Source organism: Curtobacterium sp. MMLR14_006 (genome assembly GCF_001864985.1).
In the GTDB taxonomy this organism is placed as follows: domain Bacteria; phylum Actinomycetota; class Actinomycetes; order Actinomycetales; family Microbacteriaceae; genus Curtobacterium.
The window spans coordinates 23,532-36,087 of the sequence record NZ_MJGU01000025.1; the positions used below are offsets into that span (position 1 = coordinate 23,532).

16 protein-coding genes are annotated in these 12,556 nt (G+C 73.6%); 11 read left to right on the plus strand and 5 right to left on the minus strand.

Annotated elements, in window-relative coordinates:
* Positions 1 to 79: 79 nt before the first annotated feature.
* A complete protein-coding gene (locus BIU94_RS15290; RefSeq protein WP_071262677.1) occupies positions 80 to 583 on the minus strand; it encodes a hypothetical protein in 504 nt (167 codons plus the stop codon).
* Between the two features lie 121 nt (positions 584 to 704).
* Between BIU94_RS15290 and BIU94_RS15295 the strand changes: the two genes are divergently transcribed.
* On the plus strand, positions 705 to 1,613 hold the full coding sequence (locus BIU94_RS15295) for a LysM domain-containing protein (RefSeq protein ID WP_254784833.1): 909 nt from the start codon (positions 705 to 707) through the stop codon (positions 1,611 to 1,613).
* 115 nt (positions 1,614 to 1,728) lie between these two features.
* Here BIU94_RS15295 and pgi read toward each other — a convergent pair whose 3' ends face one another.
* The 4 genes from pgi to BIU94_RS15315 all read right to left on the minus strand — a co-directional run bounded on the left by pgi (position 1,729) and on the right by BIU94_RS15315 (position 6,360).
* The gene (gene pgi / locus BIU94_RS15300) at positions 1,729 to 3,435 is read right to left on the minus strand and encodes a glucose-6-phosphate isomerase (protein ID WP_071263013.1); all 1,707 of its coding nucleotides are present in this window, start codon (positions 3,433 to 3,435) and stop codon (positions 1,729 to 1,731) included.
* A 164-nt stretch (positions 3,436 to 3,599) separates the two neighbouring features.
* Entirely contained in the window at positions 3,600 to 5,828 is a 2,229-nt protein-coding gene (locus tag BIU94_RS15305) for a cation-translocating P-type ATPase (RefSeq protein ID WP_071262679.1), read from the minus strand.
* The gene (locus BIU94_RS15310) at positions 5,825 to 6,043 is read right to left on the minus strand and encodes a heavy-metal-associated domain-containing protein (RefSeq protein ID WP_071262680.1); all 219 of its coding nucleotides are present in this window, start codon (positions 6,041 to 6,043) and stop codon (positions 5,825 to 5,827) included. The genes BIU94_RS15305 and BIU94_RS15310 overlap by 4 nt, the downstream gene beginning before the upstream one ends.
* Positions 6,044 to 6,069: 26 nt before the next feature.
* Complete coding sequence (locus BIU94_RS15315) at positions 6,070 to 6,360, minus strand: metal-sensitive transcriptional regulator (protein ID WP_071262681.1); 291 nt, start codon at positions 6,358 to 6,360, stop codon at positions 6,070 to 6,072.
* Positions 6,361 to 6,457: 97 nt separating this feature from the next.
* Between BIU94_RS15315 and BIU94_RS15320 the strand changes: the two genes are divergently transcribed.
* From BIU94_RS15320 to BIU94_RS18145, 10 genes are all read left to right on the plus strand, one after another.
* Positions 6,458 to 7,672: a helix-turn-helix domain-containing protein gene (locus BIU94_RS15320; RefSeq protein ID WP_071262682.1), complete on the plus strand. Its 1,215-nt coding sequence runs from the start codon at positions 6,458 to 6,460 to the stop codon at positions 7,670 to 7,672.
* A 161-nt stretch (positions 7,673 to 7,833) separates the two neighbouring features.
* Positions 7,834 to 8,304, plus strand: a complete 471-nt coding sequence (locus BIU94_RS15325; protein ID WP_071262683.1) for an Asp23/Gls24 family envelope stress response protein — start codon at positions 7,834 to 7,836, stop codon at positions 8,302 to 8,304.
* Positions 8,301 to 8,492 carry a DUF2273 domain-containing protein gene (locus BIU94_RS15330; RefSeq protein ID WP_071262684.1) on the plus strand — a complete coding sequence of 64 codons (192 nt, stop codon included), beginning with the start codon at positions 8,301 to 8,303 and terminating at the stop codon, positions 8,490 to 8,492. The genes BIU94_RS15325 and BIU94_RS15330 overlap by 4 nt, the downstream gene beginning before the upstream one ends.
* Positions 8,489 to 8,803 carry a hypothetical protein gene (locus BIU94_RS15335; RefSeq protein WP_071262685.1) on the plus strand — a complete coding sequence of 105 codons (315 nt, stop codon included), beginning with the start codon at positions 8,489 to 8,491 and terminating at the stop codon, positions 8,801 to 8,803. Before BIU94_RS15330 ends, BIU94_RS15335 begins: the two co-directional genes overlap by 4 nt.
* Positions 8,804 to 8,812: 9 nt before the next feature.
* Complete coding sequence (locus BIU94_RS15340; RefSeq protein WP_071262686.1) at positions 8,813 to 9,388, plus strand: DUF6286 domain-containing protein; 576 nt, start codon at positions 8,813 to 8,815, stop codon at positions 9,386 to 9,388.
* Positions 9,385 to 9,948 carry a hypothetical protein gene (locus BIU94_RS15345; RefSeq protein WP_071262687.1) on the plus strand — a complete coding sequence of 188 codons (564 nt, stop codon included), beginning with the start codon at positions 9,385 to 9,387 and terminating at the stop codon, positions 9,946 to 9,948. The genes BIU94_RS15340 and BIU94_RS15345 overlap by 4 nt, the downstream gene beginning before the upstream one ends.
* 90 nt (positions 9,949 to 10,038) lie before the next feature.
* Positions 10,039 to 10,212 carry a CsbD family protein gene (locus BIU94_RS15350; protein ID WP_071262688.1) on the plus strand — a complete coding sequence of 58 codons (174 nt, stop codon included), beginning with the start codon at positions 10,039 to 10,041 and terminating at the stop codon, positions 10,210 to 10,212.
* A gap of 76 nt (positions 10,213 to 10,288) precedes the next feature.
* Entirely contained in the window at positions 10,289 to 11,356 is a 1,068-nt protein-coding gene (locus tag BIU94_RS15355; RefSeq protein ID WP_071262689.1) for an Asp23/Gls24 family envelope stress response protein, read from the plus strand.
* Complete coding sequence (locus tag BIU94_RS15360) at positions 11,353 to 11,769, plus strand: MFS transporter permease (protein ID WP_071262690.1); 417 nt, start codon at positions 11,353 to 11,355, stop codon at positions 11,767 to 11,769. The genes BIU94_RS15355 and BIU94_RS15360 overlap by 4 nt, the downstream gene beginning before the upstream one ends.
* 48 nt (positions 11,770 to 11,817) lie before the next feature.
* Positions 11,818 to 12,462 carry a gamma-glutamylcyclotransferase family protein gene (locus tag BIU94_RS18145; RefSeq protein ID WP_254784826.1) on the plus strand — a complete coding sequence of 215 codons (645 nt, stop codon included), beginning with the start codon at positions 11,818 to 11,820 and terminating at the stop codon, positions 12,460 to 12,462.
* Positions 12,463 to 12,556 lie beyond the last annotated feature (94 nt).

A 12,556-nucleotide genomic window follows, 5' to 3' on the forward strand; every position in this document is an offset into this window, starting at 1 on the left:
CGTCGCCGGCCCGGTCGTCAGTGCTCGTCGTCAGTGCTCGTCGTCGGCGCCCGTCATGGACGCTCGTCATCGGCGCCCGTCATCGACGCTGGTCGTCGGCGGAGCCGTCGCCGAGGACGTCCCCCAGCGAGGCCATGCCCGCGCCGTGGTCGGTCGAGCGCCGCACGGTCCGTCGGGCGGCCGCGCTGGCCGCACCGGACAGTGCGGGGTTCCGGCGTGCGGCGTCGGCCACGCGACCGGCGTGCCCGGCGGCGGAGAGCAGCACGTTCGCGAGCGCGCGGGCGTCGCCACGTTCCGGCACCCCGGCGACGGACCACGCCGAGCGGACCTGCGCATCGGGTGTCACCCCCCGACGGGTGCCCATGCGGTGCCAGTCCGACAGCACGCCCTCGGTGCGCGAGGCGGCACGGTCCGCCTCGCCGGCGCGCCGGCGGTCGACCGCACGGACCGCTTCGTCGGTCAGGGAGTCGCGGTCGTGCACGGCGGCGGCACGCTCGCGGGCGGCGGTGTCGTCGCCACCGGCCTCGGCGATGCGGGCGGCGTGGGCGGCAGCGGCGGCGGCGAGGATGTCCGAACGGTCCATGCCTCGACGGTAGCCGCTCCGGCCGACACCGGACGCCCACCGCTGGGTCCCGGGACACAGCGGCAGGCGACCGCCTCGCTCGAGCACTCGAGCCCGTCTAGCATCGACGTGAGGGGTGATCATGAAGCGGAGCCTGACGATCGGGGTCGTGCTGCTGGCGACGGCCGGCCTGGCGGGGTGCTCGCTGCTGCGGGGACCGGACGGAGCACTGCCCGCGCCGTCCGGACCGGCGACCGCGCCGAGCCGCTCCGCCGAGGCGACACCGACCCCCACCCCGGACGGCGAGACCGACGGCGAGCTCCTCCAGTCGTCCGCACACCCGCGGACCCCGACTCCGGAGCCCACGGAACGAGCGGCCCCCGCCCCGACCCTGACCCCGATCCCCGCCGGCACGGTGCTCGCGCAGGGCGACGTGGCCTCGCCGAAGGGCAGCGTCCACTTCCGCTTCCGGATCGTCGCGGCGGGTGAGGACACCTTCACCGCGCAGTACTCCGGCTTCACCTCGACGCTGCCGGTGCCGGTCGGGGTCGGCCTGTTCGACCTGCCCCGCGCGGTCGGCGACGGCCTGACCTACCACGGCGTCGGCGACCGGACCCTCGGCGGTGCGACGACGACGCCGGTCTCGGTGGACGTCCCGCTCGACGGCTCCGGCGTCGACCCGTCGCACCTCGGCACGCTCGTCACGTACTCGGCGGCGGAGCCCGGCCAGGACGTCCCGGTGGAGATCGCCGCGGACAAGGTGCTCGCGGTCACCACGGTGCGCTGGTCCGTGCCCGCCCGGCAGACGAACGTGCACCCGGTGGACGCCGGCTCGCGGCCGAACGCGACCGGCACCGTCGCCGGGACGACCGCCGCGGGGGCCCCGGGGTCCTACACCGTGGCGCCGGACGACCTCATCGGCGACGTCGCGCGCCGCTTCGGGATCAGCGTCCGCGCGCTCGTCTGGCTGAACGAGGGCGTGCAGGTGTTCGGCGAGGACCAGCACCTGTACGAGGGCACGACCCTCAACCTGGACCCGCTCGGCCGCTGAGCGCGCGGCGCGGGACCAGGCCGCGTCCACGCCGTGACCAGGGCGACCGCAGGACGGACGGGAGGCCCGTGGCGGATCCGCCACGGGCCTCCCGTCCGTCAGGTGGGGGCGTGCGCTACCCGCGCAGCTCCAGGTACTTCGCGATGAGCGCCTTGGTCGACGGGTCCTGTGCGTCGAGCGCGGTCTGGTCGCCCTCGACGGCCGGCGTGACCTGCAGCGCCAGCTGCTTGCCGAGCTCCACACCCCACTGGTCGAACGAGTCGATGCCCCAGATCGTGCCCTCGGTGAACACGATGTGCTCGTACAGGGCGATGAGCTGCCCGAGCACGCTCGGGGTGAGCTCCGGCGCGATGATCGACGTGGTCGGCTTGTTGCCCGGGAACGTGCGCGCCGCGACGATGCCTTCGTCGGTGGTGCCCTCGGCGCGGACCTCGTCGGCGCTCTTGCCGAACGCGAGCGCCTTGGTCTGCGCGAAGAAGTTCGCCAGGAACAGCGTGTGCACGTCGGTGCCGGGCGCGACGCCCTTGCCGTCGCCGGTCTCGTCCTCGAGCGGACGGGCCGGGTTGGCGACCGTGATGAAGTCGGCCGGGATCAGGCGGGTGCCCTGGTGGATGAGCTGGTAGAACGCGTGCTGGCCGTTCGTGCCGGGCTCACCCCAGAAGACCTCGCCGGTCTCGGTGGTGACCGGCGAGCCGTCCCAGCGGACGCGCTTGCCGTTCGACTCCATCGTGAGCTGCTGCAGGTACGCGGCGAAGCGGTGCAGGTACTGCGTGTACGGCAGGACCGCGTGGGTCTGCGCGCCGAGGAAGTTCGTGTACCAGACGTTGAGCAGGCCCATCAGGACGGGGACGTTCTGCTCGAGCGGCGTGGTGCGGACGTGCTCGTCGATGGCGTGGAAGCCGGCGAGGAACTGCTCCCAGTTCTCCTTGCCGATCGCGATGACGACGCTCGTGCCGATGGCCGAGTCGACCGAGTAGCGGCCGCCCACCCAGTCCCAGAAGCCGAAGGCGTTCTCGGGGTCGATGCCGAACGCCTCGACCTTGTCGAGCGCGGTGGACACGGCGACGAAGTGCTTCGCGACGGCGTTCTTCTTGTCGTCGTCGGAGGCGTCGGTCAGGCCGAGCTCCTCCCACAGCCACTGGCGGGCGAGGCGCGCGTTCGTCAGGGTCTCGAGCGTGCCGAAGGTCTTCGACGCGACGATGAAGAGCGTCGTCTCGGGGTCGAGGTCCGCGGTCTTCTCGTAGATGTCCGCCGGGTCGATGTTCGAGACGAAGCGGGCCTCGAGGCCCGGCTGCACGTACGGCTTCAGGGCTTCGTAGACCATGACCGGGCCGAGGTCGGAGCCACCGATGCCGATGTTGACGACGGTCTCGATGCGCTTGCCGGTGACGCCGGTCCAGGCGCCGCTGCGGACCTGCTCGGCGAAGCCGTAGACCTTGTCGAGCGTGGCGTGCACGTCGGCGTCGACGTCCTGGCCGTCGACGACGAGCGCCGGGGTCGCACCCTTCGGGCGGCGGAGTGCGGTGTGCAGCACGGCGCGGTCCTCGGTGACGTTGATGTGCTCACCGGCGAGCATCGCCTGGAAGCGCTCGGCGACGCCGGTGTCCTTCGCGACCTGCAGGAGCGCGGCGAGGATCTCGTCGGTCACCAGGCCCTTGGACAGGTCGACGGTCAGGTCGGCCGCCTGGAAGGTGTACTGCTCGGCACGACCGGGGTCGCTGTCGAACCACCCTCGCAGGTCCGGGGTGAAGCCGGCGGCGATGCCGTCCAGCTTCTTCCAGCCGTCGGTCGATGTGGGGTCGACGGGAGCGGATTCGGTCACGGGGTCCTCCTGGATCACCTTCTGGACGTACAGCCCGCGGGTCACGCAGCGCTGCGTCGCGGACCGTCTCCGAGCGTAGTGCTGTTGGCCTGCGGGTGCGCACCGCTGGACGGGAGGCGCGGCTCGCGTTCGCTGCGCGCGTGACCGGACGCAGGTGGCCGGTCTCAGGGCCGCGGTGCGAAGCGACGCAGCCTCAGGCTGTTCGTCACGACGAACACGGACGAGAACGCCATGGCCGCACCGGCGAGGACGGGGTTGAGCAGGCCGGCCATCGCGAGCGGGATGGCCGCGACGTTGTACGCGAACGCCCAGAACAGGTTGCCCCTGATGACGCCGAGCGTCGCACGGGACAGACGGACCGCGTCCGCCACCACCGTGAGCCGACCGCTGACCACCGTGATGTCGCTCGCCGCGATGGCCGTGTCGGTACCGGCGCCCATCGCGATGCCGAGGTCGGCCGCCGCGAGGGCCGCGGCGTCGTTCACGCCGTCACCGACCATGGCGACGGTGCGGCCCTGGGCCTGCAGCCGACGCACGGTCTCGAGCTTCGTCGCCGGGGTGGCGCGTGCGTGCACGTCGTCGATGCCGACCGCGGCGGCGACGGCACGGGCCGCGCCGTCGTTGTCGCCGGTGAGCAGGACCGGGTGCAGCCCGAGCGCCCGGAACCGTGCGACCGCGTCGGCCGCCTCGGGCTTCACGGTGTCGCCGACGACGACGACGCCCAGGGCGCTGCCGTCCCGGGCGACGACGACCGCGGTGGCCCCGTCGGCCTCGGCGCGCTCGACGGTGTCGGACAGCACCGGCGGCAGGGTGACCGACCACGAGTCGGCGAGCCAGCGGCTCGTGCCGACGAGGACCACGGAGCCGTCGACGACGGCCTGCACGCCGGCACCGGCGGTCGCGGTGAACTGCTCGGCCTCGGGCAGCGCGATGCCCCGGGTCCGGGCCGCGTCGAGGACCGCCCGGGCGACGGGGTGCTCGGAGCCGTCCTCGACGGCGGCGGCGAGCCGGAGGACGGCGTCCTCTGGTCCGCCGGTCGTGGTCACCGACCGCAGGGTCGTCGCCCCCGTGGTGACGGTGCCGGTCTTGTCGAGCACGACGGTGTCGACCCCGCGGGTGCGCTCGAGCACCTGTGGCCCGCCGATGAGGATGCCGAGCTGCGACCCCCGGCCGGTGCCGACGAGCAGCGCGGTCGGCGTCGCGAGCCCGAGGGCGCACGGGCAGGCGATGATCAGGGTGGCGACGGCAGCGGTGAAGGCCGCGGTGACCGAGCCGCCGGAGACGAGCCAGCCGACGAAGGCCAGCACGGCGAGCGCGATGACGATGGGCACGAAGACCCCGGAGACCCGGTCGGCCAGGCGCTGCACCTCGGCCTTGCCGGTCTGTGCGTCCTCGACGAGCCGCCCCATCCGGGCGAGCTCGGTGTCGGCGCCGACGCGCGTGACCTCGACCACGAGGCGACCGCCGACGTTGATCGTCGCGCCCGTGACCCGGTCGCCCGAGCTGACCTCGACCGGCACGGACTCGCCGGTGAGCATGCTGCGGTCGACGGCGGAGGAGCCGTCCTGCACGAGCCCGTCGCTCGGGATCCGTTCGCCGGGTCGCACCACGACGACGTCGCCGACGACGAGCGACGACGCGGGCACGCGGTGCTCCACCCCGTCGCGCAGGAGCGAGGCGTCCTTCGCCCCGAGTTCGAGCAGGGCGCGGAGGGCGGCACCGGACTGCGTCTTCGCGCGGGCCTCCATGTACCGGCCGGCGAGGACGAACACCGTCACGGCCGTCGCGACCTCGAGGTACAGGTCGGTGGCTTCGGGGTCCGTGGCGAACCACGAGAACGTCATGTGCATGCCGGTCGTGCCGGCGTCGCCGAGGAACAGGGCGTACAGCGACCACCCGAAGGCGGCGAGGACGCCGACGCTCACCAGGGTGTCCATGGTGGCGGCACCGTGCCGCGCGTTGACCCACGCGGCGCGGTGGAACGGCAGCGCGCCCCAGACCGCGACGGGGGCGGCGAGCGTCAGCGCGAGCCACTGCCAGTCCGGGAACTGCAGGGCCGGCACCATCGAGAGCACCACGACGGGCACGGCGAGCACGGCCGACACGACCAGGCGTCGGCGCAGCGGGTCGGTCGCGTCGTCGTCGTCGCGGGGAGCGTCGACGGTGGCCGGTGGTGCGGGGACGGCGGCACCGTAGCCGGCGGCCTGCACGGCGGCGATGAGCACGTCGGCACCGGCCGCACCGTCGTCGGCCACCTGCACCTGCGCCTTCTCGGTGGCGTAGTTCACCGTGGCGGTGACGCCCGGCAGCTTGCCGAGCTTCCGTTCGATGCGGTTCGCGCACGAGGCGCAGGTCATCCCCGTGATGTCGAGCTCGACGACGCGGTCGGTCACGACCGCACGACCTGGTACCCCGCCTCGGTGACGGCGCCGTCGAGGGCGTCCGCGTCGATCGGGGCGGACGAGGTGACGGTGACCTCGGAGGAGCCGCCCACGACGAGCCGGACGTCGACACCGGACACCCCGTCGAGTTCGGTGAGTTCCTCGGTCACGCTCATCACGCAGTGCTCGCAGGTCATGCCCTCGACGAGCAGGGTCTCGGTGGTCATGGTGTCTCCTCCTGGATCCGGGGTGGTCACGAGCGGACGAGCCGGGCGATCGCGTCGCTCGCCTCGCGCACCTTCGCGTCGGCGGCGTCGCCGCCCTCGGCGACGGCCTCGGCGACGCAGTGCTTGAGGTGGTCCTCGAGCAGGGACAGCGCGACCCGTTCGAGTGCGCGGTTCGCCGCCGAGATCTGGGTGAGGACGTCGATGCAGTACGTCTCGTCCTCGACCATCCGGGCGATGCCGCGCACCTGCCCCTCGGCGCGACGGAGCCGCTTCAGCAGGTCGTCCTTGTCGCCGATGTACCCGACGTGATCGTGCACGGTGTCCTCCGCCGCTCGTCGTGCTGATCGGACCAGCACGGTACCCCCCTAGGGTATCTCGATCACCACGGTCCGCAACCCCTGGCATGATCGGCGCATGACCGACCCGTCGACGAACGGCTTCCGCAGACTGCGGTTCGCCGACGGCGAGGGGTCGGACTACTCCGCGATCTTCGAGGCCGAGTACCACGGCACCGAGTTCGCCACCGGCACCTTCGCGACGCGCGACGCCCGGTACGAGTACACGGTCGTCGGCGACGACGACGTCACCCTGCGCACCATGCGCGCCGAGGGTGGTCGGCGCGGCGGGCGGATCGGCCCACGGGGCGACCACGTCGTGTTCTGGCTGACGAGGGGTCGGCTCGAGATGCACTTCGCCGACCACACGCGCGTCGTCCTGCCCGGGAGCCCCTACATCGCCTCGGCGTCGGAGGAGTACCGGTTCGAGTCCTCCGAGACCGTCTACAACGGGGTGCACATCGCCGACCGGTTCCTGCGGTCCGTCGGCCGCGACCTCGGCTACCGTCTGCCGCCCGGCCCCCTGCTCTTCGACCAGCAGGACGAGACCGTCGCCCGACGCGAGCCGCTCCGGCACCTCATCGGCGAGATCGGCCCGGCCCTGGTCGACGACCGCGTGCTCGGTCCGATGCGCACCGCGCTCAACCGTCGACTGGCCGTGGTCGTCCTCGACACCTTCCCGATACGGAACCGCGGCGACGACGTGCCGGTGGCGAACCGGCTCCGCGACGCGATCCGCTTCATCGAGGCGCACGCGGCCGCGCGTCCGTCCGTCCCGGAGATCGCGGCGGCGTGCGGCCTCAGCCAGCGCGGGCTGCAGGACGTCTTCGCGCGCACCCTCGGCTCGACACCGAACCGCTTCCTGCGCGACCACCGGCTCGACCAGGTGCGCGCCGAGCTCCTGCGCGCCGACGAGTCGCCGACGGCCGAGCACACGGCGGCCGCCGACGGGGTGACCGCCGTCGCACGCCGCTGGGGCTTCACGAACCCGGGTCGCTTCGCCGAGGCCTACCGGGCACGGTTCGGCGAGGACCCGGCGACGACCCTGCGGAGCGCCTTGGCCGCCCGCCCGGGACGGTCCTCGTGGCGGGTGCGCCGCGCCCTCGCGTACATCGAGCAGCACGCCGACGACGACGTCTCGCTGGCCGACGTCGCGGCAGCGGCCGGGGTGCTCCCCCGCCGTCTCCAGCAGCTCTTCCGTGACGAACGCGGCGAGACGCCGATGGCCCACGTCCGGGCGGTCCGAGCGGCCCGGACGCGCAGCACAGCAGCCGATTCGCGCCGAGACCGCTGACGTCTGCCCCCGCCCGAGGGGCGGTTCGTCACCCGCACGGGCCGTTGTCTGGCAGTTCCCTGGGATCGCGTGACCCGATGTGACGACGCTCGGTCGCACCCCGTCTCATCCGTGAACAGCAACCGCTGGAACGACCGGCGGGACCTACGGAAGGAACGACCATGGCAGACACCACGACCCCCACCCCCGCGACCACCTCGGCGGCGGCCACGACCGCCCGCACCGTGCCCAACGGCTCCGGTGTCACCGGCAAGACCGTCATCGACGACGCGGTCGTCTCGAAGGTCGCCGGCATCGCCGCCCGCGAGGTCAACGGCGTGCACTCGCTCGGTGGCGGCGCAGCCCGCGCGATCGGTGCCCTCCGCGACGCGATCGGCCAGCGTGACTTCGGCCAGGGCGTCAAGGTCGAGGTCGGCGAGAAGCAGGTCGCCGCGGACATCATCATCGTCGCCGAGTACCCGGTGGCCCTGCAGCAGGTCGCCGACGGCGTCCGCCAGGGTGTGTCCCGCGCGCTCGAGCAGATCGTCGGCATGGAGGTCGCCGAGGTCAACGTCACCGTCCAGGACGTCTTCATCCCGGGCGACGACGACGACAACAAGGACGACGAGAAGAAGGAAGCACGAGTCGCATGAGCAACACACTGATGGGCGCCCTCATCGGCGCCGTCCTCGCAGTCGTCGCACTGCAGTTCGGGTTCTGGGGCTTCGTCCTCGTCGTGGTCTTCGGTCTCGTGGGCGCGCTCGTCGCGGCACTGGCGACCGGCAAGATCGACCGCGGTGCCCTGACCGACGTGCTCACCGGGCGCCGGAGCTCCCGGTGACCGCCGGCCCGGACGTCCCGGGCCGCGTCGAGATCACAGCGCGCGCGCTGACCTCGCTGGCCCGGGCCGTCGCAGCCGAACGGCTCGGCGCGCCCGCCAAGCGGGTGCGGGTCGGACTCGGCGATGCCGAGGGCGCGATCGCGCTCGACATCACCGGTCCGGTCGCCGCGGGTGACGACCTCGTCACGCGTGCCATCCGGGTCGCCGACGAGGTCAAGAGCCGCGTGAGCGAACTCACCGGCCGCCGGGTCGGCAGTGCCCACATCGAACTGACCGGGATCGTGCGCGAGCACGAGACCCGGGTCAACTAGGAGGCCATCATGAGCAACGGTTCCGTCGAACGACGCATCCGTCGCCGGAGCGTGCACCGTTCGCGCTCCACCGCCGTGGCGGTGTCGCTCGTGGTGCTCGCCCTGGTGGCCGCCTGGATCGGCACCGAGTCGGTGCTCCGCGCCCTCGGCCGGGCTCCGCTCCTCGCCGACCCGCAGACCGCCGTCGACACCGCGCTGCAGCCGGACACCGCCTTCGTCACGATCATCGAGGTCGTCGCCGTGGTGCTCGTGGTCCTCGGCATCGTGCTGATCGTCCTGGCCCTCAAGCCGGGGCGCCAGCACCGCTCGGTCGTCGAGCACGACCGCGGCGCCGTCGTCATCGACACCCGCATCGTGGCCTCGACCGCGGCGAACGCCGCCGGGACCGCGGCGGGCGTTCCGGAGGGCAACGCCTCCGCCACCGCCCGCGGCCGACGCACCGACGTGCGGATCGTGCCCGTCACCGGCATCCCGGTCGACGAGCGGGCCGTGCACGACGCCGTCCGGGACCGCCTGTCGGGTCTGGACGAGCGCTTCGGCCGCAACGTCCGCGTCCGTGTCGAGGAGAAGGGCACACTCGCATGACCAAGAGCAACCGCACCCTCAACCGCATCATCCTGTTCGTCCTCGGCCTGGTCGCCGTGGTCGTCGGGCTGGCGATGGGCGCCGGCGTGCTGCCGGCCGTGCAGGACGCGATCTCGCCGTACGTCGACCTGCCGAGCAGCCTGACGGTCCCCGCGTCGTCGCTCTGGATCGTCGCCGCCGTGTGCGCCGTCGTGATCGTGCTCGCACTCCTCTACGCGTTCACCCGCGGCGGGGGCGGCACCGCCGTCGCCGTCCGCGAGCGTTCGGGCGACGACGCCGTCACGGTCAACGTCGCCCTCGTCCGCGACGTCGTCGAGCACGAGCTGTCCGGCGTCCGCGACGTCGTCGGCTCCCGCGTCGACACCTACCTCGTCCGCCGGCAGCGCGCCGCCCGGATCCGGGTCGCGGTCCGCCGCGGCGGCGACGCCGTCACGGTGCTCGACGCCGTCGACCGGGCCGTCGCGGTGCTCGACCGCACCCTCGGCCGCGAGGTGCCCGTCCTGGTGCACCTGACCGGCGGGACCCGCTCCGCGCTCGCGAAGCCGACACGCGTCCACTGACGCCGACCGGACGACGCACCACGGGCCTCCCGGCCCACCAGCACCACCCACCACCCCGGGCCACGCGCCCGACCGAAGGAAGGAACCCTCATGGGACTCGACGACAAGATCAAGAACGCCGCCCAGGACCTCGCCGGCAAGGCGAAGGAGGCCCTCGGGAACGCGACGAACGACGACTCGAAGGTCGCCGAGGGCAAGAAGGACCAGACGGCTGCGAGCGCGAAGCAGACCGGTGAGGACGTCAAGGACGTCTTCAAGCACTGAGTCGCACGACCACCACGGGGCACCCGCGCAGACGGGTGCCCCGTGGCGTTCCCACAGACCCGAACGAGGAGGAACCATGCAGCACGACACCGACGCGCACACGCAGGTCACCGCGGTGCCCCTGCCCGCAGAGCTCACGGAGCCGCTGCCCGACGACGCGGGCACCGTGGCCCTCGTCGCACGCACCGCGGCGGAGACGGCGCTGGCCGTGCCCGGCGTGCACCACCTCGGTGGGATCGCGTCCCGGGCCGCCGACGAGTTCCGTAAGCGGCTCGGCCGCTCCGCGGGGACGGCCGGGGTGCAGGTCGACGAACAGGACGACGCACTCGCCGTGCAGGTCTCCGTCATCGTCCGCTACCCGCAGCCCGTCCTGACCGTGGCCGACGAGGTCCGTCGGCAGGTCACGGCCGCGGTGCGACAGCTCTCGACGCTGCCGACCGAGGTGGACGTCCGCGTCCTCGACGTGCACGGTCCGTTCGACGACGAGCCCTCGCCCGTGGAACGCGCCGCGTCGTCCGCCCTCGAGGCCACGAAGGACGCCGCGACCACGGCCGCCGACGCCACCAAGCGCGCAGCCGCGGCCACCGCAGACGCCACGAAGGACGCCGCTGCCGCGACGGTCGACGCGACGAAGCGTGCAGCGGACGCCACCGCCGACGCCACGAAGCGCGCCGCCGATGCCACCGCCGCCACCAGCAAGCGTGCTGCCGACGCGACCGCCGAGGCCGGCAAGCGGGCGGCGGACGCGACCGCCGCCGCGGCGAAGCAGGCGGCCGACGCCACCCGCGACGCCGCCGGGCACGCAGTCGACGCCGCGAGCACGACCGCTGGCCGGGTGCAGGACGCGGCCTCGGACGCGCTCGACCAGGCGTCCCGAGGCGCCGAGGACGCTGCCGCCGACGCCCGCGACGCCGCCGACCGCCTGCGGGCGGCCGGGGCCGACTACGCCGTCGCCGCGGACGCTGCGGACGGGGAGGCCGACGCCACCGCGGCCGCCGCTGCCGCAGCCCGTGCCGCCGACGCGGCCGACGAGGCAGCGGAGGACGCCGCAGCAGCGGCCGCAGCGGCCGCCGACGCGAGTTCGGCAGCACACGCGGCGACGCCCCCCGACACGGGAGACGCCACCGGCCGGACCCGGCCGTGACCACCGCCTGGTCCGGCGGCCGGCGGCCTCGTGCCCGCCGGCCCCGGCCCCGCGGCGTCTGGATCGCGAGCGGCATCGGCATCGTGCTCGTCGCCGGGGTGCTGTTCGGGGCGTTCCTGCCCCTGGTCGGCTTCCTCGGCGGCGTCACCGCCACCACCGCGGGGCTCGTGCCGTTCCCGTTCGTGCGCGTCACCGTCGTCGCGCTGCTCGGGGCCGTCGTCGTGCTCGCCCTGCTCGCCCTCGCGGTGACGCGACGACACACCACCACCGCGACCATCGCGGTCGTGCTGGCGGTCCTGGTGTCCGTCGCCGTGACCGTCGTCCCGGTGGTGCTGGTGGCCGTCGGCTCGGCCGACCGGGCCGGGGACGTCTGGCCGATCGTCACCGAGCTCTGGCAGCGCTTCACCGGCTGACCCGGACGCGGCACCACGACCGTCCCCCTGCTCCGCTACGGTGAGCGTGTGTCACGCCTCTCCCCCGGTCAGCGCTGGGTCGTCGCCCTCGGCGGGTTCGCCGTCCTCCTGCTCGTCGTCGGCCTGGTCGGCATCGTCGTCGGCGTCGTGCACGCTTCCGCCGTCTGCGGCGACGACGAGTACACGGTCCCCTGTCCCGGCGACACGTCCGGTGTCCTCTGGGGCGGCGTGCTCGCCGTGCTCGGGCTGCTCCACCTCGGTCTCACCGGACTCGCCGGGGCCGTCGTGTGGTCGACGACGCCGACCATCGCGCCGCGTCCCGCTCGCCGGCCGCGCATCGAGCCCGACGGCCCGCACCGGGTCTTCTCGTACGGCACGCTGCAGCAGTCCACCGTGCAGGACGCCCTGTTCGACGGGGTGGTCCGCACCGAGCCGGACTCGCTGCCCGGGTGGCGGATCGACCACGTCACGATCACCGATCCCGAGGTGGTCCGCACGAGCGGGTCGGACCGCCACCCGATCCTGCGCCGCGGCACCGCCGAGGACCGCGTCGACGGCGCCGTCCTGGTGCTCGGCTTCGCCTGGCAGCTCGAGGCCGTCGACGCCTACGAGGTGGCGGACTACCGGCGCATCGAGGTGACGCTCGCCTCGGGGACGACCGCGTGGGTGTACGTCGCCGCCGACCAGGTCTGACGCTCGGGGTGTGCGGGGCGTGCGACATCGTCGGTGTCGCACGACGTCGGTCTTGTCGCGTCAGGCGGCGCTCCGTCGGGCGACGCTGCGTCGG

Coding starts and splice junctions, on each gene's coding strand:
- BIU94_RS15290 (WP_071262677.1), bottom strand. CDS start 583: ATGGACCGTTCGGACATCCTCGCCGCCGCCGCTGCCGCCCACGCCGCC.
- BIU94_RS15295 (WP_254784833.1), top strand. CDS start 705: ATGAAGCGGAGCCTGACGATCGGGGTCGTGCTGCTGGCGACGGCCGGC.
- BIU94_RS15310 (WP_071262680.1), bottom strand. CDS start 6,043: ATGACCACCGAGACCCTGCTCGTCGAGGGCATGACCTGCGAGCACTGC.
- BIU94_RS15320 (WP_071262682.1), top strand. CDS start 6,458: ATGACCGACCCGTCGACGAACGGCTTCCGCAGACTGCGGTTCGCCGAC.
- BIU94_RS15325 (WP_071262683.1), top strand. CDS start 7,834: ATGGCAGACACCACGACCCCCACCCCCGCGACCACCTCGGCGGCGGCC.
- BIU94_RS15330 (WP_071262684.1), top strand. CDS start 8,301: ATGAGCAACACACTGATGGGCGCCCTCATCGGCGCCGTCCTCGCAGTC.
- BIU94_RS15340 (WP_071262686.1), top strand. CDS start 8,813: ATGAGCAACGGTTCCGTCGAACGACGCATCCGTCGCCGGAGCGTGCAC.
- BIU94_RS15345 (WP_071262687.1), top strand. CDS start 9,385: ATGACCAAGAGCAACCGCACCCTCAACCGCATCATCCTGTTCGTCCTC.
- BIU94_RS15350 (WP_071262688.1), top strand. CDS start 10,039: ATGGGACTCGACGACAAGATCAAGAACGCCGCCCAGGACCTCGCCGGC.
- BIU94_RS15355 (WP_071262689.1), top strand. CDS start 10,289: ATGCAGCACGACACCGACGCGCACACGCAGGTCACCGCGGTGCCCCTG.